The organism is Streptomyces sp. NPDC004647 (assembly GCF_040609575.1).
GTDB lineage: Bacteria > Actinomycetota > Actinomycetes > Streptomycetales > Streptomycetaceae > Streptomyces.
The window spans coordinates 114,410-137,002 of sequence record NZ_JBEXKU010000006.1 but is presented as its reverse complement, the minus strand read 5'-3'; the positions used below and the strand labels follow the sequence as shown (position 1 = coordinate 137,002).

At 67.8% G+C, this 22,593-nt stretch carries 15 protein-coding genes; 4 read left to right on the top strand and 11 right to left on the bottom strand.

From position 1 onward, the window contains the following. The first annotated feature begins 179 nt into the window (after positions 1-179). Positions 180-596 (top strand): NTP pyrophosphohydrolase, encoded by a 417-nt coding sequence (locus tag ABZW18_RS04630; RefSeq protein ID WP_356182011.1) that lies wholly within the window; start codon positions 180-182, stop codon positions 594-596. 9 nt (positions 597-605) lie between these two features. Here ABZW18_RS04630 and ABZW18_RS04625 read toward each other — a convergent pair whose 3' ends face one another. Further along, positions 606-2,108, bottom strand: coding sequence for an amino acid permease (locus ABZW18_RS04625; protein WP_356182008.1), 1,503 nt, complete (start codon positions 2,106-2,108; stop codon positions 606-608). Between ABZW18_RS04625 and ABZW18_RS04620 the strand changes: the two genes are divergently transcribed. Next, on the top strand, positions 2,107-2,256 hold the full coding sequence (locus ABZW18_RS04620) for a hypothetical protein (RefSeq protein ID WP_356182005.1): 150 nt from the start codon (positions 2,107-2,109) through the stop codon (positions 2,254-2,256). The genes ABZW18_RS04625 and ABZW18_RS04620 overlap by 2 nt on opposite strands. 288 nt (positions 2,257-2,544) lie before the next feature. On the opposite strand, the gene dxs is transcribed toward ABZW18_RS04620, so the two are convergent. The 8 genes from dxs to ngcE all read right to left on the bottom strand — a co-directional run bounded on the left by dxs (position 2,545) and on the right by ngcE (position 13,018). After that, a complete protein-coding gene (gene dxs, locus ABZW18_RS04615; RefSeq protein WP_356182002.1) occupies positions 2,545-4,494 on the bottom strand; it encodes a 1-deoxy-D-xylulose-5-phosphate synthase in 1,950 nt (649 codons plus the stop codon). A 183-nt stretch (positions 4,495-4,677) separates the two neighbouring features. Next, complete coding sequence (locus ABZW18_RS04610; RefSeq protein WP_356182041.1) at positions 4,678-5,949, bottom strand: sugar ABC transporter permease; 1,272 nt, start codon at positions 5,947-5,949, stop codon at positions 4,678-4,680. A 100-nt stretch (positions 5,950-6,049) separates the two neighbouring features. Further along, on the bottom strand, positions 6,050-6,838 hold the full coding sequence (locus ABZW18_RS04605) for an ATP-binding cassette domain-containing protein (RefSeq protein WP_356182038.1): 789 nt from the start codon (positions 6,836-6,838) through the stop codon (positions 6,050-6,052). Positions 6,839-7,081: 243 nt separating this feature from the next. Beyond that, positions 7,082-8,167 carry a substrate-binding domain-containing protein gene (locus ABZW18_RS04600; protein ID WP_356181999.1) on the bottom strand — a complete coding sequence of 362 codons (1,086 nt, stop codon included), beginning with the start codon at positions 8,165-8,167 and terminating at the stop codon, positions 7,082-7,084. Between the two features lie 121 nt (positions 8,168-8,288). Then, positions 8,289-9,488, bottom strand: a complete 1,200-nt coding sequence (locus ABZW18_RS04595) for an ROK family transcriptional regulator (RefSeq protein ID WP_356182035.1) — start codon at positions 9,486-9,488, stop codon at positions 8,289-8,291. A gap of 200 nt (positions 9,489-9,688) precedes the next feature. After that, complete coding sequence (locus ABZW18_RS04590; RefSeq protein WP_356181997.1) at positions 9,689-10,609, bottom strand: carbohydrate ABC transporter permease; 921 nt, start codon at positions 10,607-10,609, stop codon at positions 9,689-9,691. Beyond that, positions 10,609-11,538, bottom strand: a complete 930-nt coding sequence (locus ABZW18_RS04585) for a sugar ABC transporter permease (protein WP_356181995.1) — start codon at positions 11,536-11,538, stop codon at positions 10,609-10,611. The genes ABZW18_RS04590 and ABZW18_RS04585 overlap by 1 nt, the downstream gene beginning before the upstream one ends. A 49-nt stretch (positions 11,539-11,587) precedes the next feature. Further along, positions 11,588-13,018: an N-acetylglucosamine/diacetylchitobiose ABC transporter substrate-binding protein gene (gene ngcE, locus ABZW18_RS04580; protein ID WP_356181993.1), complete on the bottom strand. Its 1,431-nt coding sequence runs from the start codon at positions 13,016-13,018 to the stop codon at positions 11,588-11,590. Positions 13,019-13,469: 451 nt separating this feature from the next. On the opposite strand from ngcE, the gene ABZW18_RS04575 reads away from it, so the two are divergent. Continuing rightward, a complete protein-coding gene (locus ABZW18_RS04575; RefSeq protein ID WP_356181990.1) occupies positions 13,470-17,306 on the top strand; it encodes a GH92 family glycosyl hydrolase in 3,837 nt (1,278 codons plus the stop codon). 85 nt (positions 17,307-17,391) lie between these two features. On the opposite strand, the gene acnA is transcribed toward ABZW18_RS04575, so the two are convergent. Then, complete coding sequence (gene acnA / locus ABZW18_RS04570; RefSeq protein WP_356181988.1) at positions 17,392-20,133, bottom strand: aconitate hydratase AcnA; 2,742 nt, start codon at positions 20,131-20,133, stop codon at positions 17,392-17,394. A 407-nt stretch (positions 20,134-20,540) separates the two neighbouring features. Here acnA and ABZW18_RS04565 point away from each other — a divergent pair, with 407 nt between their 5' ends. After that, positions 20,541-21,770 carry a cytochrome P450 gene (locus tag ABZW18_RS04565; RefSeq protein WP_356181985.1) on the top strand — a complete coding sequence of 410 codons (1,230 nt, stop codon included), beginning with the start codon at positions 20,541-20,543 and terminating at the stop codon, positions 21,768-21,770. A 53-nt stretch (positions 21,771-21,823) separates the two neighbouring features. Here the strand turns inward: ABZW18_RS04565 and ABZW18_RS04560 are convergent, their stop codons facing one another. After that, the gene (locus ABZW18_RS04560) at positions 21,824-22,393 is read right to left on the bottom strand and encodes a dihydrofolate reductase family protein (RefSeq protein ID WP_356181984.1); all 570 of its coding nucleotides are present in this window, start codon (positions 22,391-22,393) and stop codon (positions 21,824-21,826) included. Positions 22,394-22,593 lie beyond the last annotated feature (200 nt).

The window sequence follows — 22,593 nt, the reverse complement described above, 5'->3', positions numbered from 1 at the left end:
CCGCTCCCCCGCGTCCCGGGCCTGCGCGTGGGCCGCGGTTTTGGGCCTCGCCCCGGGTTTGTGTGGCGGCGCGGGCCCCCCCCGCCCCGGGCCCCCCGGGGCCCCCCCGCTTCCGGCATTCTTACGTGTCGAGGCCGGGGGCAGTCATGCTGCGGGAGAGCCGTGGCAGGGTGGCTGCCGTGAACGCAGCAGAACGGCCTCTGGTGATCGTGGACGCGGCCAACACGGTGGGCTCCGTACCGGACGGCTGGTGGCGGGACCGCCGTGGCGCGGCGGAGCGCCTGCGGGACCGGCTGGCGCAGCTTGCCCAGGACACGCTGCCCCGGAGCCGGGGCGTACCCGAGTGGGCCACTGATGCGCCGCCGGAGATCGTGCTCGTGGTCGAGGGAGCGGCGAAGGGCGTGGAATCCGTACCGGGCGTCCGGGTGGAGTCCGCGGCCGGGAGCGGTGACGACCGGATCGTGGAGCTGGCGCGGGAGGCGTCCGGGCGGCCGTCTCTGGTGGTCACCGCCGACCGGGAGTTGCGGCGGCGGGTGACCGCGTACGGCGCGGTGTGCGTGGGTCCGCACGCCGTACGCACCGACGTCGGCGAGTAGCGGCCGGGTCTAGAGCTTGGTCGTGGCGCTCATCCGGCTGTGCGCGCGCCCGTAGACGAAGTAGATGACGAAGCCGGCGATCATCCACGCGCCGAACCGCACCCAGGTCTCGGCCGGCAGGTTCAGCATCAGCCACAGCGAGGCGCACACCGAGGCGATGGGCAGCACCGGCACCCACGGCGTACGGAAGGCACGAGGCAGGTCCGGGCGGGTGCGGCGCAGGATGATGACGCCCAGCGCGACGACCACAAAGGCGAAGAGCGTGCCGATGTTCACCAGTTCGGCCAGCTCCTCGATGCTGGTGAAGCCCGCGATGACGGCGACGACGCAGCCGAGCAGGACCGTCGAACGGTAGGGCGTGGCGAACTGGGGATGCACCCTGGAGAAGAACCGGGGAAGCAGGCCGTCACGGCTCATCGCGAAGAACACGCGCGTCTGGCCGAGCAGAAGAATCATGCACACCGTGGTGAGACCGACCGCGGCGCCGAAGCTGATGAAGCCCCCGTAGATGGGATGGCCGGTGGCTTTGAAGGCGTCGGCCAGCGGGGCGTCCACCGACAGCTGGGTGTAGTTCTGCATGCCGGTGACCACGATGGACACGGCGACGTACAGCACGGTGCAGATGAGGAGGGAGCCGAGGATGCCGCGCGGCATGTCGCGCTGCGGGTTCCTGGTCTCCTCGGCCGCCGTCGCCACGATGTCGAAGCCGATGAAGGCGAAGAAGACCACGGAGGCGGCGGTGAAGATGCCCTGGACACCGAAGGTCGTCGGCTCGTAGCCGAACATCAGCTGGATGAGCGGTGCGTCGAGACCGGAACCCGCAATGGATCCTGTCGCCTCCGGGATGAACGGCGAGTAGTTGGAGCCCTCGATGAAGAAGGCGCCGGCGATGATGACCAGCAGCACCACGGTCACCTTGATCGCGACGACGAGAGCGGTCACGCGCGCGGACAGCTTCATCCCGAGAACCAGAATCGCGGTCAGGACGAGCACCAGCAGAAAGGCCAGAAGGTCGAAGCCGAATCCGTCCGCCGCCGCCCCCTGCAGGCCGTTCGGCAGATGCCAGTCGGCGTTGTCCATCAGCGACCGCACATAGCCGGACCAGCCGACCGCGACGACGGCGGTGCCGAGCGCCATTTCGAGCATCAGGTCCCAGCCGATGATCCAGGCGGGCAACTCGCCGAGCGACGCGTAACTGAAGGTGTACGCGGATCCGGCCACCGGCACTGTCGAGGCGAACTCGGCGTAGCAGAGGGCGGCCAGCGCACACACCACACCGGCTGTCACGAAGGCGAGTGCGACGGCGGGACCCGCGTTCTCCTTGGCCACCGCCCCGGTGAGAACGAAGATGCCGGTGCCGATGATGACACCCACGCCGAAGACCGTGAGGTCGAGGGCGGAGAGAGATCTGGTCAGCGCGTGATCGGGCTCTTCGGTGTCCTGGATGGACTGCTCGATCGACTTGGTCCGGAAGTAGCCGCCTCCGGCGCTGCGGTTCCTCGGTTCCTGCATGCTCACCGTCGCACCTCCACGCGCACTCGTCCGCGTCATGCTTCTCGTACCCGTGCTGGAGGGCCAGGGCTACACCCTGGCGGAGGAGTTATTCACCCTATGGGGACGGTCGGCGGGAAAAGCACTGGGCCGGTCGGACTACCCGTAGGGATGTCCGACCGGCCCGGAGTGCGGGTGGTACGGGACGCCGCAGGGTCTGCCTGCGGACGCCCTTCTGCGGCAGTTAGCGCCGCGACCGGCAACGCTGCCCGTCAAGGAGCGTCGTCCGGTGCGTGCGATCGCAAGGCGGCCGGAAGCCCTCGTAGCGGAGCTACCGGGGCTTTTGGCCAACGCGGCTGGTGGCACTCCCCCAGCTACCGCTGGGGGTGCCCCCACCCGGCCGAAGGGAGGGGGAGTGCGTGCCGGGCGCGACGGGGCAAACGTTGCCGGGAGGGCACTAGTCGCGGGCGGCCTCGGCCGGCTCGTCCTCGAACCTGCCGTCGAGCTTGGCCACCAGACCGGTGACCTGGCGGGCGATGTCCGGCGCGGTCAGCCCGATCTCGGCCAGGACCTCCTTGCGGGAGGCGTGGTCCAGGAAGCGGGGCGGGATGCCGAAGTCGCGCAGCGGCACGTCCACGCCCGCGTCGCGCAGCGCCTGTGCGACGGCCGAACCGACGCCGCCGGCCCGGCTGTTGTCCTCGACGGTGACGACGACCCGGTGGTGCTCGGCGAGCGGGGCGAGCTGCTCGTCCACCGGCTTGACCCAGCGCGGGTCGACGACGGTCGTGGAGATTCCCTGCTTGTCGAGGAGGTCGGCGATCTCCAGGCTCATCGGTGCGAGCGCGCCGACGGAGACCAGGAGGACGTCGATGGGGGTACCGCCCATGCCGTTCAGGCTGTGGGGGAGAGCGTCGCCGGCCGGCTTCCGCAGTACGTCCATACCGCCGATACGGCCGACGGCCTTGACGGCCGGGCCGACCGCGCCCTTGGAGTAACGGACGACGGTGGGGGCGTCATCGACCTCGACGGCCTCGCGCAGCTGGGCGCGGAGCTGGTCGGCGTCGCGCGGTGCGGCGATCCGCAGCGTCGGCACGCACTGCAGGATCGACATGTCCCACATGCCGTTGTGGGAGGCGCCGTCGGTGCCGGTGACACCCGCCCGGTCCAGGACGAAGGTGACTCCGCACTTGTGCAGCGCGACGTCCATCAGTACCTGGTCGAAGGCGCGGTTGAGGAAGGTGGCGTAGACGGCGAAGACGGGGTGCAGGCCGCCGGTGGCCAGGCCCGCGGCGGAGACCGCGCCGTGCTGCTCGGCGATGCCCACGTCGTACACGCGGTCCGGGAAGGCCTTCGCGAACTTCTCCAGGCCGACGGGCTGGAGCATCGCCGCGGTGATGGCGACGATGTCCTTGCGCGCCTTGCCGAGTTCGACCATCTCCTCGCCGAAGACCGAGGTCCAGTCGGCGCCGGCGGCGGAGACCGGCAGGCCGGTGTCCGGGTGGATGACCGGGACGGCGTGGAAGCGGTCGGCCTCGTCCTGGACGGCTGGCTGGTATCCGCGGCCCTTCTCGGTGAGGCAGTGCACGATGACCGGGCCGCCGAAGCGCTTGGCACGCTGGAGCGCCGACTCCACGGCCTCGATGTCATGTCCGTCGATCGGACCGACGTACTTCAGACCCAGGTCCTCGAACATGCCCTGCGGGGCGATGAAGTCCTTCAGCCCCTTCTTGGCACCGTGCAGCGTCTCGTACAACGGCCGGCCGACAACCGGAGTACGGCCCAGCATCTCCTTGCCACGCGCCAGGAAACGCTCATAGCCGTCGGTCGTACGCAGCGTGGCCAGGTGGTTCGCCAGACCACCGATCGTCGGCGCGTAGGAACGCTCGTTGTCGTTGACCACGATGACCAGCGGACGGTCCTTCGCGGCCGCGATGTTGTTCAACGCCTCCCAGGCCATACCGCCCGTCAGCGCACCGTCACCGATGACCGCGACCACATGGTCGTCCCGGCGCAGCACCTCATTGGCCTTCGCCAGCCCGTCGGCCCAGCCCAGAACGGTCGAAGCATGACTGTTCTCGATGACATCGTGCTCGGACTCGGCACGTGAGGGATAGCCGGAGAGCCCGCCTCTGACCCTGAGCCCGGAGAAGTCCTGACGGCCGGTGAGCAGCTTGTGGACGTAGGACTGGTGCCCGGTGTCGAAGAGCACCTTGTCCTTCGGCGAGTCGAAGACCCGGTGCAGGGCGATCGTGAGTTCGACAACGCCCAGATTGGGGCCGAGGTGTCCACCGGTCTTGGAGACGGCATCGACGAGGAAGGTGCGAATCTCTGCCGCCAGCTGATTCAGCTGCTCCGGGCCGAGCCGGTCCAGATCGCGCGGTCCCGTGATGCGGGTCAGCAGCGCCACCCATGCCTCCTGTGCAGTCGAAGCTGTGCCTGTCGAATTTTGCCGGTCTGTCGAGTCTAATGTTCCGCCCGCGACGCCGTGGATCGGGCCGTGCGATGTACGTCACGCAGATGGCCGATGGGCATGGCTGTGCCCGGCACCGAATGGGGCCGGTGCCGGGCAGAGCCGTGCGGGAGCTCGCGGTCAGGTACGGCCCGCCGACTTCTGGGTCCTGCGGGAGACCGAGTCGATCACGACCGCGGCCAGCAGCACCGCGCCGGTGATCATGAACTGGATCTCACTGGCCATACCGAGCAGGTTCAGGCCCTGCTGGATCGACTGGATGACCAGCATGCCGAGCAGCGCGGACCAGATCTTGCCGCGTCCGCCGAAGAGGCTCGTGCCGCCGATGACGGCCGCGGCGATGACGTTCATGAGCACATTGCCGGCGCCCAGGCTCTTGGTCGCGCCGCCGGACTGGCTGGCGATGAACAGGCCGCCGAACACGGCGAGCGTACCGGCGATCATAAAGACCGTGATCCGGACTTTCTCGACATTGATACCGGCGCGACGGGCGGCCTCGGCGTTGCCGCCGACCGCGAAGATCTGCCGGCCGTACGAGGTGCGCCGCACGACGAAGTCGGTCAGGACCAGGACCGCCAGGAAGATCACCAGGGCGAGGGGCAGCCCGCTCGACTGGTTGAGCTCGTAGGCCGCCGCGAAGACGACCGCGCCGAGCACGACGGTCCGCAGCGCGATCTCGCTGAGCGGGCGGGTCGGCAGGTTGGCGGCGCGCCGGCGCCCGCTGTCCAGCATCATCGACGCGAGGTAAGCGAGGACGGCGACGAGGGCCAGACCGTAGGCGGCGGCAACGTCGTCGAAGTAGTAGTTGGTGAGGTTCTCCACGATGCTGCCGCTGGGCGTGTTGATGCTGCCCTCGTTGCCCATCAGCCAGATCTGCAGACCGCTCCAGCCGAGGAAGCCGGCGAGGGTGACCACAAAGGCCGGCACGCCGATCTTGGCGAAGAAGAAGCCGTGGAACCCGCCGATCAGTGCGCCGGCGGCGATCGCGACCAGCACCGCGAGTCCGTCGTTCATCCCGTGGGTGACGCTGAGCACCGCCCAGATGGCGGCACCGACACCGGCGACCGAACCGACGGACAGATCGATCTCGCCCAGCAGCAGGACGAAGACGATGCCGACGGCCATGATGCCCTGGCCGGCGATGTAGATGCTGATGTTGCTGAGGCTGTCGGCGGACAGGAAGCTCGCGTTGAGCGACTGGAAGATGATGCCGATGACGATCAGGCCGATGACGACGGGGATCGAGCCGAGCTCGCCACCGCGCACCTTCCGCTTGAACTCGGTCAGATAGCCCTTGAGGCCCTCTTCGCGTACGAGCAGCCGGGGGTCGACGGCGGGGATCGGGGCCGCGCTGTCGTCGACGACCTGCGAGGAGTCCCCGCGGTCCTTCAGGGTGTCGCTCACTGTGCCTCTCCGTTCGCTTCTCCGCCCGCGCGGCGCAGAGGCGTGGCCATCGTCGTCGTCTGCCGCCGGGCGGCCTCACGTGCGTCGCTCACTTCACTGCCTCCGCGCTGCGTGCCTGACGACGGGTCACGGCGTTGTCCGTGGCACCGGTGATCGCGGCGATGATCTCTTCGTGGGAGGTGTCCCTGACGGAGAAGACACCGTTGTTGCGGCCGAGGCGCAGCACCGCGACCCGGTCGGCGACGGCCTTCACATCGGCCATGTTGTGGCTGACGAGGATGACGCCGAGGCCCCGCTCGCGCAGCCGCTCCACCAGGTCGAGGACCTGAGCGGTCTGCTCGACACCGAGGGCGGCGGTGGGCTCGTCGAGGATGACGACCTTGGGGTCACCGATCAGGGCGCGGGCGATCGCGACGACCTGGCGCTGACCGCCGGAGAGCGACGCGATCGGGATGCGCACGCTGGGGATACGGATGGACAGCGTGTCCAGCAGCTCCTTGGCGCGCTTCTCCATCGCCACCTCGTTGATGACGCTCGCGCGGCGCAGCTCGTTGCCGAGGAAGAGGTTCGCGACGACATCGAGGTTGTCGCACAGAGCCAGGTCCTGGTACACGGTGGCGACGCCGAGATTCTGGGCGTCGTGCGGCCGGTGGATGTTGACCGGCCGGGCTTCCCACTCGATGACGCCCTCGTCGATCGGGTGTACGCCCGCGACCGTCTTGACCAGGGTGGACTTTCCGGCGCCGTTGTCGCCGACGAGGGCGACCACCTCGCCGGGGTGGATCTCCAGATGGACGTCGGTGAGCGCCTGGACGGCGCCGAACCGCTTGGAGACCCCGCGCAACGCCAGCACGGGCGTAGCGGACACGTGAATCATCTCCTTCGCCGCCTGACCGGCGGGGATGCCGCGCATCGAAGGATGCGCGGAGGACAGTGCGAGAGCAAGAGGAATGCTGGGATTGTCCGGCATCCGCCCCGTCAGCGGGGCGGAGGCGGGGCGGATGCCGGACGGGCTTCCGGCGTACGGCTGGAAGGCCGTACGCCTGTCGGCCCTATGGCCTGACAGCCTTTCGGCTGACGGCCTTTCGGCTTGACGGCCTTTCGGCTCGGCAGCCGGTGGCTACTGGATGCCGGCGTCCTTGCAGGCCTTCTCGAAGTCGGCCGTGCAGATCTTGTCGGCGGTGTAGACCTTGTCCTTGATGATCGTGTCCTGGATGTTGTCCTTGGTCACGATCGTGGCGTCGTAGAGCTTGGTCGGGATGCCCTTCTTGCTCTTGCTGTCGGCCTTCTGCGGGGCGATCGAGCTGATGCTCTCGCCCTTGAGGAGCTTCACCGCGATCTCTGCGGTGGTCTCGGCCTCCGGCTTGATGCCCTTGTAGATGGTGAAGGTCTGGCTGCCCGCGAGGATCCGCTGGAGGCCGGCGAGCTCGGAGTCCTGGCCGCCCACCGGTACGTCCTTGATGCCGGACGACTTCAGGGCGGTGGTGATGCCGCCGGCCATGCCGTCGTTGGCGGAGTAGACGGCGTCGAAGCCGTTCTTGCCCAGGGAGGTGATGGCGGCAGCCATCTTCTTGTTGGCCTCGTCCGGCGACCAGTCGGGGATGTCCTGCTCGAAGACGACCTTCTTGACCTTGGCGTCCAGGACCTTGTGCGCGCCCGCCTTGAAGAGGCCGGCGTTGGGGTCGGTCGGGGAGCCGTTGATCATCACGACCCGGCTGTCACCGGCCTTGTCGCCGAGCGCGTTGACCACGCCCTGGCCCTGGAGCTGGCCGATCTTCTCGTTGTCGTAGGACACGTACGCGGAGATGTCGCCCTCGGCCAGCCGGTCGTACGCGACGACCTTGACGCCCTTCTTGGCGGCGGCGTCGACCCAGGACTTGGTCGCGGTGGCGTCCACCGGGTCCAGGATGATGACCTTCACGCCCTTGGTGATCAGGGCGTCGAACTGCTTCTTCTGGGTCTCGGTGTCCTGGTTGGCGTTGTTGTAGGCGACATCGCACTCCTTGCAGAGGGACGTGATCTTCGCTTCCATCAACGGCCGGTCGAAGGTCTCGTAGCGAGTCGTCTTGTTCTCCGGCAGCAGCAGACCGATGGTCTTGTTGTCGCTGTCACCGCTGTCACTGCCGGCCTTGCCACACGCGGCCATGGACAACGCCATCGAAACCGCGGCCGTGCCGACTACAACGCGACGCATCGTTGCGTTCATCTGTGGAACCTCCCTGACGAGGCCGCGTCGTTGCGGCCGAGGTGGCTGGAAGTCAACTCGGCCGCCAGCTGGCCGTCAAGAAGTAAATCCTTAACGAGATGGCAACGGTGCCATTCGTTATCTAAGTGAAGGCGGGCGCCTCAACTGCCGTGGAACCATCCAAAAGGGTTGAATCGCCCATTTCATTAAGCACCAGCGCGAGCGCGCCGAGCACCTCGGCACGCCCTCCCAGGGCGCCCGGTACCACCGACAGCCGCCGGGCCGCGCTGGGGATCGCGTACCGCGCGACCGAGTCCCGGATGGGCGCCAGCACCAGCTCGCCGGCCTCCGCCAGATCGCCCCCGAGCACCACCCGGCTCGGGTTGAGGAGGTTGCACAGATTGGCCACCCCGCTGCCGATGTGCCGGCCCACGTCGCCGACCACCCTGCGGCAGCCCGGGTCGCCCTCCCTGGCCAGCTGCACCATGCGCTCCACGGTCAGCTCGGGGCCGTGGCTGGAGCGCAGCAGCCCGAGGACGTAGCGGGCCGCGGTGAAGGTCTCCAGGCAGCCGCGGTTGCCGCAGCGGCAGACCGGCCCGGACTCGTCCAGCGTGATGTGGCCGATCTCCCCGGCCGTGCCGCCCGGGCCGCGGTAGATCTGGCCATTGATCACCAGGCCGGCGCCGACACCGCTGGCGACCTTGATGTAGGCCAGGTCCTTCACACCCCGGCCACTGCCCCAGACCAGCTCGCCCAGGGCGCCGAGGTTGGCGTCGTTGTCCACGTGCACGGGTACGCCGAGCCGGCCGGTCAGTTCCTCGCGGGGGTTCGTCCCCGTCCAGCCGGGCAGGATCGCGGTCGAGCCCAGCGTGCCCGTCTCCACATCGATCGGGCCCGGCACGCCGAGTCCCACTCCGACGACCTTGCCGGGGGCGATGCCGGTTGCCTCGATCAGCCGGTTGACCAGGTGTTCCGCCCGGTCGAAGCCCTGCGCCGCGGAGGCGTCCACATCCAGCGGCTCGGATTCCTCGGCGAGCACCTGGTGGGCCAGATTGCCGACGGCGACGCGCAGGTGCGTATGGCCGAAGTCGACGCCGACGACGATCCCGGCGTCCCCGCTGAGCGAGACGCTGCGGGCCCTCCGTCCGCCCGCCGAGGTGGGCGTGACCTGCACGGTTCCGCCGTCTTTGAGCTCCCGGACGATATTGGAGACCGTGGCGGCGGACAGCCCGGTGCTCCGGGCGATCTCCGCCTGGGTGAGCGAACCGGACAGCCGTACCGCGCGGACGACCCGCTCGAGATTGGCCCGGTGCAGCGACGACTGCGAGCCCGGAGTCTCCACCACGGTCTGATCACTCCCACCTGGGGGCAGGACGGAGCCGCGCCATCGAGACCCCGTCGTATACAACATGTGAACTCTAAGCAGAGCCCCAGAGGTTGTTTCCCGTCAAGGCCTTGAGCGGGGGAGCCATCGGATGAGCGACATTGCACACAGCGCGCCCGTACGTCATCACAGGACGTACGGGCGCGCCGGGCGGGTGTTCACTTCAGGGCGCCGGCGGTCAGGCCCGCGACCACCTGACGCTGGAAGATGATGTACGCGGCGAGCACCGGCAGCATCGCCATCACCAGACCGGCGAAGAGCCCGGACCAGTCACCCTTGTAGCCCTGGCTGACCGCGAGCTGGACCAGTCCCTGCGAGAGGACCTTCCGGTCCTGGTCGGTGTTGAGCACCGTCGGCAGCATGTACTGGTTCCACTGCCCCAGGAAATTGAAGATGCCGACGCTGATCAGGCCGGGTTTGGCCATCGGCAGCATCACCTGGAAATACGTCCTGGCGTGGGAGGCGCCGTCGATGAGCGCCGCTTCGGCCACCGAGGTCGGCAGCGTCCTGAAGAACGCGGTGAGGAAGAAGACGGTGAAGGGAAGGGAGTAGGCGATATAGACCAGGATGAGCCCGTGGAGCGTGTTCAGCATGCCCATGTTGTTCATCACGTAGAACAACGGGACCAGCGCCAGAATGATCGGGAAGCTCATCCCTCCGATGAAGAGGAAGTAGATGAAGCGATTCCCGGGAAATTCGAATCGGGCCAGCACATAGGCCGCCATGGAACCGAACAGCATGGTGCCGATCAGCGACCCTCCCACCACCAGAACGGTGTTGAGGAAATAGTCGCTCATATGTGCCTGGGTCCAGGCCCGCGACCAGTTCCCGAACTCCAGTGACGTGGGCAGACTCCAGGGCGAGGTGAAGATCGCCCGGTCGGTCTTGAAGGACGTCATCACCGCCCAGAGCAGCGGCAGGACGACCATGAAGGACCAGAGGATCAGCATCCCGTGGGAGAAGACATTGAGCGTCTTTCCCTCGCTGTGCCGCTTCGTGTTCACGGCGGCGCCGGCCGTCTTCCGCCCAGGAGGGCGCTCGCCGACGGCGCCGGCGGGAGGGGTGTCGGTGGTCTTCATCAGTACTCCAGCCGCTCGCGCCGGCCCAGCCGCATCACGATGGCCGCGAAAGCCAGCGTGACGATGAGCAGAGCGACGCCGATCGTTGTGGCGTAGGCCGCCTGGCCGTCACGGAAGGCCTTGACGTACACATACAGCGGAAGGACGGTCGTGGAGTAGTCGGGGCCGCCTCCGTTGGGGCCCACGGTCATGATCTGCACGACCGCGAAGGACTCCGCGCCGAGCGCCAGAATTCCCATGTAGACCCAGCCCGACTGCACGGTGTCCCAGAGCAGCGGCAGGGTGATCCGGAAAAAGGTCGTGATGCGGTTCGCACCGTCCAGCAGCGCCGCCTCGTAATAGTCCTTGGGTATCGAGGACATTCCGGCGGAGAAGAGCACCACAAAGAATCCGACGGTGCTCCAGACCATGACCGCCATGACGCACCACAGCGCGAGTCGGGGGTCTCCGAGCCAGTCCGGCTGGATGCTGTCGAGGCCGACGGCCTGCAGCGCCGAGTTGATCGCGCCACTGCTCGGGTTGTACGCGAACTGGAAGAGCAGGGCGACGATCACGATCGAGAGCACCTGCGGGAAGAAGTACACGATCTTGTAGAAGGACGAGCCGCGCACGCCGGCGATGGCCGCGCCCTTCCGGCGCCGCCCGCCGACATTGAGCATGAAGGCGAAGAAGAGCGCGAGGCCGATCGTCACCAGCGGCAGCAGCAGAGCGAAGGTCAGGCTGTGCTGCAACGACTTCCAGAAGATGTCGTCGCTGAGCATCCGGTCGTAGTTGCCGAAGCCGACCATTTCGAAGTCCGGGCTCAGGCCGGTCCAGTCCGTGAACGAATAGTAGATGGACTGGATGAACGGCCATATGACGAAGAGCGTGTATATCGCCAGAGGAGCCGCCAGGAACCCCACGATGAACCGGTACTTACCGTGATGCATGGCTACCGACCTCGATCGTCTTGCGGATGCCGCCGCTGGTGACGAGCGCTCACTGGTGCTTGTAGTGCTTGATGGAGTCGTCCTTGGCCGCCTCGTCGGCGAAGGCCTGGATCTTCTTGATGGCCTCGACCGGAGTGAGCCGTCCGGCCATCAGCTCGCCGAGACCCGCGACGCCGATCTTCTCCTTCTGCAGCGCCACGTACCAGTCCTGGATACGCGGGTTCACCACGTTGTCACCGGCCTTGTCCAGGGCGGCGATCGCGGAGGTGAGGCCCGGAGGCAGGGTCAGCCCGTCGGTGCCGCCGTCGAAGGAGGTCAGCGAGGAGACCTGCTTCGTGAAGTTCTTCGACGAGGCCTCGCTGAGCATGATGCGCAGCTGCTCCATGCCGCCGTCGGGGTTCTTCGCCTTCGCCGGGACGATGAAGGGCTCGCCTCCGGACGCCCATATCGTGCCGAACGGCATCGTGTCGGACTTATCGAGGCCGGACGGGGCCGAGACCCGCATGTCGAAGTCCTTCGGCGTGGTCTGCTTCGCCTCGTTCTCCACCCAGGAGCCATTGGGGAGAAATAGCGCTTTGCCCTCATTCCATGCGGTTTGTGACTGAATGTGATCCAGGCCGGGCGTGCCCTTGAGGATGTAGCCCTTCTTGTAAAGCTCGTAGTACGCCTCGAAGGCCGCCTTCACCGCCGGGTGTTTCCAGGCATTGGGCTCGAGGTTGTCGATCGCGTCGAGGACCTCGCGGCCACCGATCTTGGCGATGAACGGGTACAGCGAGAACGGCACGTAGTACGGGTGCTTGCCCGCGTACGTCCAGCCCGCCATGCCCTTCTTCTTCGCCTTGGCGCAGACCGCGAGCATGTCGTCCCAGGTCTCCGGGTATTCCGCGTCCAGCTTGTCGAGCGCCGTCTGCGAGTACCACACGCCGTACACGGTGTAGGCGTAGTAGAAGATCCAGACCGGCTGTCCGTCGAACTGGCCCATCTCCACGACGCCCGGGCGCAGCGTGTCGCGCACCTTCTTCTTCGGGTCGTCGATGGACGGCGCGTCCAGCAGCGGGGTGAGGTCGGCCAGCTGCTTCTTGCCGACGAGAACGCCCATGTCCATCTGCTCGGCGCCGGAGTTGTCGATCAGGTCCGGCGGGGTGCCGCCGTTGAAGCGCGGCTGCAGCACCGACTGGATCTTCTGCGTCGCCGCGTGCTTGACCTTCGCCTTCGGATACGTCTTCCGGTAGACGGCCTCGGCGTCCTTGGCGTACTGCTCACCGAATCCGCCGTCGAAGATGACGACCTCAAGTGGCGCACTCGCGTTGACTCCGAGCGGGTTCTTGTCGGTCTTCTTGCCCTTGTCGACCTTGTTGTCGCTGCCGCTGTCGCTGCTCGCACAGGCAGACAGCGCGCTCATCGACGGCACTGCGATCAGGCCGATCGCCGCCGCCCGCTTGATCAGATCGCGGCGGCCGTGGCCGGAGGTGGGTCCCATGCTCAAGTCCTCGCCTTCTCCAGGACTCAGGCGGTGAACGGGAGCCTCCCCGGCACCGCGGTCGTTTGAAGCTCGGGTCGTGCTGGGCGTGCACCGGGATCGGTCGGAGCGTCGCGGCGGCCGGTACCGTGACGTGCCGCCGCTCCTTCTCCCCGGTTCCGCGACCGGTTTCGTACGGTCTCTCGGACGCGGACAGGTATAGTCCACTCACCGTCAACTGGGCAAGATCGAATGCAGGGTTGGGCGGCAGTCTTTCCCGAGTTGAGACCTCGGGGAAATGCGTCGGAGGACTACCGGACCGAACCGGTACGACCGGGTTCACGCAACACCACTTCACTCACCCGTCGGAGTGGAATCTCCAACTCCCTTGACACCACCGGCCCCATCAACCATTACTTATTTCTGCGCAACCCGATTGACAACGTTGTCAATATCGTTGGAGGGGCTGGATATGCAGCGCAGACGACGGCGAGGTCATGGACGTACGGCCGCCCTGATGGCGGCCGTCGTCGTGCTGATCCCGACCGCCCAGGGTTCGGCGGCGGCCCAGCCACGCGAACCGTCCCGGTCCGCCGAGAAGTTCGCCTCGTCCTTCGAGACGGACGACCCTCAGCCGACCTGGAGCAACACCGTCGAGACCGGCCCCGACGGCAAGAAGAAGGCCTCCGGCGTCGACGGTGGCTTTTCGTCGGGCATTCCCGGCAATGTGACAGATAAGGTAACCGAGGTCCGCGCCAGCGGTGAGAACACCGAAGGCGGCGAGATCAAGGAAAACCTCGTCGACGGTGAACCCGACAGCAAATGGCTCGTCTTCGACAAGACCGCCTGGCTGGAATTCGATCTGGACGCATCGGTCACGGTAGTGCGGTACGCCCTGACGTCGGCCAACGACGCGGGCGGTCGCGATCCGCGGGACTGGACCCTTCAGGGCTCGAACGACGCCGAGGACTGGACCTCGCTGGACACCCGCGAGGGCGAGTCGTTCGAGGAACGCCATCAGACCCGGGAGTTCGAGTTCGAGAACGCCACGGCGTACCGGCACTACCGGCTCGCGATCACCCGTAACGCCGGGGAGGAGCTGACCCAGCTCGCCGAGATTCAATTCTCGAACGGGGACACCACCACGCCCCCGGCCTCCGATATGCGCACCCACACCGATCGCGGCCCGGCGGGCTCCCCCACCGCCAAGACCAACGCCGGCTTCACCGGTACCCGCGCCCTGCGCTACGCGGGCACCCACAAGCCGGACGGCCGGGCGTACTCCCACAACAAGGTCTTCGACGTGGACACCGCCGTCACCCGGGAGACGCTGATCTCCTACCGGCTCTTCCCGTCGATGTCCCAAACGGACCTCAACTATCCGGCCACGCACGTCTCGCTCGACCTGGCCTTCACCGACGGCACCTATCTGAGCGACCTCACCGCGACCGACCAGCACGGCGCCCGGCTCACCCCCCAGGGCCAGGCCGCCTCCAAGACCCTCTACGTCAACCAGTGGAACCACAAGGAGTCCCGGATCGGCGGGGTCGCGGCCGGAAAGACGATCGACCGGATCCTCGTGGCGTACGACTCCCCGAAGGGCCCGGCGAAGTTCCGCGGCTGGGTGGACGACATCTCGATCGCGCCAAAGGCTCCGGAGCAGGTGTCGGCCCATCCCTCGAACTACGCCGAAACCACTCGCGGCACCAACTCCAGCGGCGGCTTCTCACGCGGCAACAACTTCCCCGCCACCGCCGTCCCGAACGGCTTCAACTTCTGGACCCCGGTCACCAACGCCGGATCCACCAGCTGGCTCTACGAGTACGCACGCGCCAACAACGACGACAATCTCCCCAGCGTGCAGGCCTTCAGCGCCAGCCATGAGCCGAGCCCCTGGATGGGCGACCGCCAGACCTTCCAGGTGATGCCGTCCACGGCCGCCGGCACACCAGACGGCTCCCGCAAAGCCCGCGCCCTCCCCTTCCACCACGAGAACGAGACGGCCCGCCCCCACTACTACGGGGTCAGCTTCGACAACGGTCTGAAGACCGAGATCGCGCCGAGCGACCACGCGGCGATGATGCGCTTCACCTTCCCCCGCGACGACGCGAGCGTGATATTCGACAACGTCAACAACGAGGGCGGGCTCTCCCTCGACCCGGCGAGCGGCGTGGTCACCGGCTACTCGGATGTCAAGAGTGGTCTGTCCACCGGCGCGACACGGCTCTTCGTGTACGGCGTCTTCGACGCGCCGGTGAGCGACAGCGGCAAGCTCGCGGGCGGCGGCGGCAAGGACGTCACCGGCTTCTTCCGGTTCAAGCCCGGCGCGGACCGTACGGTCAACCTGCGCATCGCCACCTCCCTGATCGGCGTCGACCAGGCCAAGGCCAACCTCGAGCAGGAGATCCCCGGTTCGGCCACCCTCGAATCGGTCACGGCCCGTGCCCAGTCCGCCTGGGACGACATCCTCGGCGTCATCGAGGTCGAGGGCGCCACCCGCGACCAGCTCACCACGCTCTACTCGAACCTCTACCGGCTGTACCTGTATCCCAACTCCGGGTTCGAGAACACCGGGACCGCGGCACAGCCGACGTACCGGTACGCCAGCCCGTTCGCCCCGCCCGCCGGTGAGAACACCCCGACCCATACCGGGGCGAAGATCATCGATGGCGAGGTCTACGTCAACAACGGCTTCTGGGACACCTACCGGACGACCTGGCCCGCGTACTCCCTGTTCACCCCCGAGCGCGCCGGAAAGCTGGCGGACGGCTTCGTCCAGCAGTACAAGGACGGCGGCTGGATCTCCCGCTGGTCCTCGCCCGGCTACGCCGACCTGATGACCGGCACCAGTTCCGACGTGGCCTTCGCCGACGCCTATCTCAAGGGCGTGAACTTCGACGCGGAGGCCGCCTACCAGGCGGCGCTGAAGAACGCGACCGTCGCCCCGCCCTTCCCCGGAGTCGGCCGCAAGGGCATGGAGACCTCGGTCTTCCTCGGCTACACCAGCACCGGGACCCGCGAGGGAATGTCCTGGGCGCTGGAGGGCTATCTCAACGACTTCGGCCTCGCCCGGATGGGCGAGGCACTCTACGAGAAGACGAAGAAGGCCCGGTACAAGGAGGAGTCGGCGTACTTCCTGAACCGCGCCCAGAACTACGTCAAGCACTTCGACCCGGCGATCGGCTTCTTCCAGGGCAAGGACCCCGACGGCACGTGGCGGCTGCCGAGCGAGAAGTACGATCCGCGCGTCTGGGGTCACGACTACACCGAGACGAACGGCTGGAACTTCGCCTTCACCGCCCCGCAGGACACCCGGGGGCTCGCCAACCTCTACGGCGGCAAGGGCGGATTCGCGAAGAAGCTCGACACGTTCTTCGCCACCCCCGAGACGGCCGAGCCCAAGTACGCGGGCTCCTACGGCGGCGTCATCCATGAGATGACCGAGGCACGCGACGTCCGGATGGGCATGTACGGGCACAGCAACCAGGTGTCGCACCACATCACCTATATGTACGACGCCGCCGGGCAGCCCTGGAAGACACAGGCCAAGGTGCGCGAGGTGCTCTCCCGGCTCTACCTCGGCAGCGAGATCGGCCAGGGATATCCGGGCGACGAGGACAACGGCGAGATGTCCGCGTGGTACGTCTTCAGCGCCCTCGGCTTCTACCCGCTGGTGATGGGCAGCCCGGAGTACGCGATCGGCTCGCCGCTGTTCACCAAGGCCACCGTCCATCTGCCGGGCGGCCGCGATCTGGTGGTGAAGGCGCCGGAGAACAGTGCCCGGAACACCTACGTCCAGGGCCTGAAGCTGAACGGCACGTCCTGGAACTCGACGGCGCTGCCGCACTCCGCCATCGCCAAGGGCGGCACGCTCGAGTTCGCGATGGGCCCCGAGCCGTCGGCCTGGGGCTCCGGAAAGAACGCCGCCCCGACCTCCATCACCCAGGGTGACAAGCCGCCGTCCCCGATGAAGGACGCGATGGTGCGCGGCGAGTCGGCGCTGTTCGACAACACCTCCACCACGGACGGAACCTTCACCGCGACCGGGGCGGAGCTGCCGAAGGCATCGCGGGTGGCGTACTACACCCTGACCTCGTCGAAGAAGTCCGAAGCACCGGCCGGATGGGTGCTCAAGGGCTCGCGTGACGGCAAGAAGTGGACGACCCTGGACCGGCGGTCGGGCCAGTCCTTCGCCTGGGACCGGCAGACCCGGGCCTTCGCGGTCGCCGACCCGGGGTCGTACCGGCACTACCGCCTCGAAGCCGTGGGCGGTTCCGCCACCCTCGCGGAGATCGAACTGCTCTCCTGACCGGACGCACTCCCCCCATGGGAAAGGCGGACGGGCCGCACTCCGAGGAGTGCGGCCCGTCCGTTCTCGCGTCGGCTGCTGCCGGTTACTTGCGGATCAGCGAGCGCAGCACGTACTGCATGATGCCGCCGTTGCGGTAGTAGTCCGCCTCGCCGGGGGTGTCGATACGGACGACCGCGTCGAACTCACGGCGTACGTTGTCGGCTTCGCCGGGGGCGGTGTCGGCGGTGACCTTGACGGTACGCGGCGTGGTGCCGTCGTTGAGCTCGGTCACGCCGGAGATGGAGAAGGTCTCCTCACCGGTCAGGCCGAGAGTCTCGGCGGAAGCACCCTCCGGGAACTGCAGCGGCAGGACGCCCATGCCGATGAGGTTCGAGCGGTGGATGCGCTCGTACGACTCGGCGACGACGGCCTTGACGCCGAGCAGCGCCGTGCCCTTGGCGGCCCAGTCGCGGGACGAGCCGGAGCCGTACTCCTTGCCCGCCAGGACCACCAGCGGGGTGCCGGCGGCCTGGTAGTTCTGCGAGGCGTCGTAAATGAAGGAGACCGGGCCGCCCTCGACCGTGAAGTCGCGGGTGTAGCCGCCCTCGGTGCCCGGCGCGATCTGGTTGCGCAGACGGATGTTGGCGAAGGTGCCGCGGATCATCACCTCGTGGTTGCCTCGGCGCGAGCCGTACGAGTTGAAGTCGCGACGCTCGACGCCGTGGTCCGTGAGGTACTTGCCGGCCGGGGTGTCGGCCTTGATCGCACCGGCCGGGGAGATGTGGTCGGTGGTGACCGAGTCGCCCAGCTTGGCCAGCACGCGGGCACCGCCGATGTCCGAGACCGGGGTGGTCTCCATCGTCATGCCCTCGAAGTAGGGGGGCTTACGGACGTAGGTGGACTGCGGGTCCCACTCGAAGGTGTTGCCGGTCGGGATCGGCAGCGCCTGCCACTGCGCGTCGCCCGCGAAGACGTCCTGGTAGGACTTGTTGAACATGTCCTCGCCGATGGTGTTGGCCACGACGTCGTTGACCTCGGCCTCGGTCGGCCAGATGTCCTCGAGGTAGACGGGCTTGCCGTCCTGGTCCGTGCCGAGCGCGTCCTTGGTGATGTTCACCTTCATCGAACCGGCGATGGCGTACGCGACGACCAGCGGCGGGGACGCCAGGTAGTTCATCTTGACGTCGGGGTTGATCCGGCCCTCGAAGTTGCGGTTGCCCGAGAGGACCGAGGTGACGGCCAGGTCGTGATCGTTGACGGCCTTGGAGACCTCGTCCGGCAGCGGGCCGGAGTTGCCGATGCAGGTGGTGCAGCCGTAGCCGACGAGGTTGAAGCCGACCTTGTCGAGGTAGGGGGTCAGGCCCGCCTTGTCGAAGTAGTCGGTGACGACCTTGGAGCCCGGGGCGAGCGTGGTCTTGACCCACGGCTTGCGGGTCAGGCCCTTCTCGACCGCCTTCTTGGCCACGAGCGCGGCGGCGACCATGACGTACGGGTTCGAGGTGTTGGTGCAGGAGGTGATCGCGGCGACCGTGACGGCACCGTGGTCGATCTCGTACGTCGAACCGTCGGGGGCCGTGACGAGAGTCGGGCGGCTCGGCGCACCGTTGGGGTGGATCGCAGGAGCGTCGGAGGCCGGGAAGGACTCCTTGCCCGCCTCGTCCACGTCGTCCACGTAGTTGCGGACGTCCTGCGAGAACTGCTGGGCGGCGTTGGCGAGGACGATGCGGTCCTGCGGGCGCTTCGGGCCGGCGATCGACGGGACGACCGTCGACAGGTCCAGCTCCAGCTTCTCGGAGAAGTCCGGCTCGGCGGCCGGGTCGAGCCAGAGGCCCTGCTCCTTGGCGTACGCCTCGACGAGGGCGACCTGGTGCTCGCTGCGGCCGGTCAGCTTCAGGTATTTCAGGGTCTCGTCGTCGATCGGGAAGATCGCGGCGGTGGAGCCGAACTCCGGCGACATGTTGCCGATGGTGGCGCGGTTGGCGAGCGAGGTGGCGGCGACGCCCTCACCGTAGAACTCGACGAACTTGCCGACGACACCGTGCTTGCGCAGCATCTCGGTGATGGTCAGCACCAGGTCGGTGGCGGTGGTACCGGGCTTCAGCTCACCGGTCAGCTTGAAGCCGACGACGCGCGGGATGAGCATCGAGACCGGCTGGCCGAGCATCGCGGCCTCGGCCTCGATGCCGCCGACGCCCCAGCCGAGCACGCCGAGGCCGTTGACCATGGTGGTGTGCGAGTCGGTGCCGACGAGGGTGTCGGGGTACGCCTGGCCGCCCCGGACCATGACCGTACGGGCCAGGTGCTCGATGTTGACCTGGTGGACGATGCCGGTGCCGGGCGGGACGACCTTGAACTCGTCGAACGCGGTCTGGCCCCAGCGCAGGAACTGGTAGCGCTCCCTGTTGCGGCCGTACTCCAGCTCGACGTTCTGCGCGAACGCCTCGTTGGTGCCGAACTTGTCGGCGATGACGGAGTGGTCGATGACCAGCTCGGCCGGTGCCAGCGGGTTGATCTTCGCCGCGTCACCGCCGAGCTCCTTGACGGCCTCACGCATGGTGGCGAGGTCCACGACACACGGCACGCCGGTGAAGTCCTGCATGATCACGCGGGCCGGCGTGAACTGGATCTCCTCGCTGGGCTGGGCGCTCGAGTCCCAGTTGCCCAGCGACCGGATGTGGTCGGCGGTGATGTTCGCGCCGTCCTCGGTACGGAGCAGGTTCTCCAGCAGCACCTTCAGGCTGTAGGGCAGACGGGCGGAGCCCTCGACCTTGTCCAGCCGGAAGATCTCGTACGACTCGTCGCCCACGCGCAGCGTGCTGCGGGCGTCGAAGCTGTTCGCCGACACGACAGTCTCCTTCATCAATGTGCGCGTAACTCCCACGATCCTGCCGCCACGGCTCTCGACCGATCCACTAAGGTAAGGCTCAGTTAGGTAGCCCTTACCCGAGGCGGCAGCGGTGCGCTCTCGGCAGATATCTCGATGTCGAGATAACTCTAGTACATCACCGCTGCGCGGTCATGCCCCGCCTGGGTGCGATCTGCTCACACGCGCCGGCGTCCGGCGGCTCCCCCGGAAGCGCAGATCGGCGAACGGCGGACGATCGACAGCCACCTCCGCCCACTTTGGGGCCGCGCCCCGCGCGAATAACCGTGGACAGCTCCCCGGTTGAATCGTTAAGGTCGATCCGAAATTGGGGAGTACTCCCCAATTCACCTTCCGACCACGCTCCCGGACGACGAAGGGACTGCACTGTGCATACGCCCGATCTGGAGGAACTCGCCCCGCCCGGCACGGACTTCCTCTCCGACCCGTACCCCGTCTACGCCGCCCTGCGCGAGCAGGGGCCCGTCCACCGCGTGCGAACCAACGATTCCGGCGAGGTCTGGCTCGTCGTCGGTCACGACGAAGCCCGGGCCGCCCTGGCCGACCCGCGGCTGTGCAACGACCTTCGCCACTCGGCGGCCTGGGACGACGACGGCGGCTACGCGATCGGCCTGAACATGCTGCAGACCGACCCGCCCCAGCACACCCGGCTGCGCAAGCTGGTCGCCGGGGAGTTCACCACGCGCCGCATCGAGGCCCTGCGCCCCCGCATCCAGCAGATCACCGACGAACTCCTGGACGCCATGCTGCCCCTCAGCCGCACCGATCTCGTCGAATCCTTCGCCCTGCCGCTGCCGTTGGCCGTCATCTGCGAACTGCTGGGAGTCCCGGCCCCCGACCGCACGGCGTTCCGCGGCTGGTCGGCCGAGATGGTCCACCCCACGAGCCCTGAGGCCGCGGGCGCCGCCGGCCTGGCCATGACCGGCTACTTCGGCACCCTCATCGACGCCAAGCGACGGGCTCCGGGCGACGATCTCCTGAGCGCGCTGGTCGGCACCATGGATGACGACGGCGACCGGCTCTCGCACGAGGAAATGATCGGCATGGCCTTTCTCCTGCTCGTCGCGGGACACGAGACCACCGTCAACCTCATTTCGAGCGGCACGTACCTCCTGCTCCGCCACCCCGGCCAACTCGCCGCGCTCCGCGCCGACTGGACTCTGCTCGACGGCGCGATCGAGGAAATGCTCCGCTACGAGGGGCCGACGGGGACCTCCGCTTTCCGGTTCGCCTCCGAGCCCGTGGAGATCGCGGGCACCAGGATCCCCGCCGGCGAGCCGGTGCTCGTCGTTCTCGCCTCGGCGTCCCGAGATCCCCGTCATTTCACCGAGCCCGACCGTTTCGACATCCGCCGCAAAGCGACGGCCGCAGGGGGCCGCGGCCACCTCGCCTTCAGCCACGGCATCCACCACTGCCTCGGCGCCCCGCTCGCCCGGCTGGAGACCTCCGTCGCCCTCAGGAGCCTCCTCGAGCGCTGTCCCGATCTCGCCCTGGACGCCGACCCGGCCGACCTCGTCCGGCGTCCCAGCCTCCTACGCGGCCTGAGCCGTCTGCCCGTGCGGTACACCCCGGCCGCGGAACCCGGCGCGCGGGGCTGAGCCCTGCGCCCGGGCGTACGTCACTTCCGGGCTCTGTCACTTCCGGGGCTCTGTCACTTCCGGGCGTACGTCATGATGGCCGCGCCGCTCTCGAAGAGGCGACCGGCGGTGAGTTCGAACTGCAGGGGGCTGAACTCCGCCGAGAACATCGGGGTCCCGGAGCCGGCGACGACGGGGTAGATCTTCACGATCAGTTCGTCGATCTCGGGGAGCAGCGCCCCCGCGAGCTGTCCGCCGCCGGCCAGATAGATGCCGAGCCCGTCCTCCTCCTTGAGCTCCCGGACCATCGCGACCGGGTCGCCGGAGACGATGTGCACCGCGGGGTCGGGGCTGGCGGCGAGGCTGCGCGAGACCACGTACTGCCGCAGGTGCTGGTACGGGCTGGTGATGCCCTCCCTCAGGGCCGGGTCGTAGGTGGCCCTGCCCATCACGATGGTGTCGAAGTGCTTGTTCTCGGAGTCGACCCCGAGCGCCTTGCGCGCATGCGTCGGCAGCGTCTCCGGGTACTCCGAGGCGATGTGGGCGAGCAGGTCCTCGCCCAGGGGATAGAAGTCGGCGGAGCCGTCGGGGGCGGCGATGAAGCCATCGATGGTCAGCGCGATGTAGTACGTGAGCTTTCGCATCCGGTCCTCTTCACAGCGGGGGGTGGCGGCCGCCGGGTGCGGCAGCGGCTTCGCGGCAGCGGGGTCGCCGAGCACCCGACGATCGGGCCTCGGGCCTCCGGCCAGGCGGGATTCGCCTGATTGGCGGAATAGCGCCATACGGCCCAATCTGGAGATGAGGAGGGTATCGGCCATACGCGCGGCGCAGCCACCGATACCCG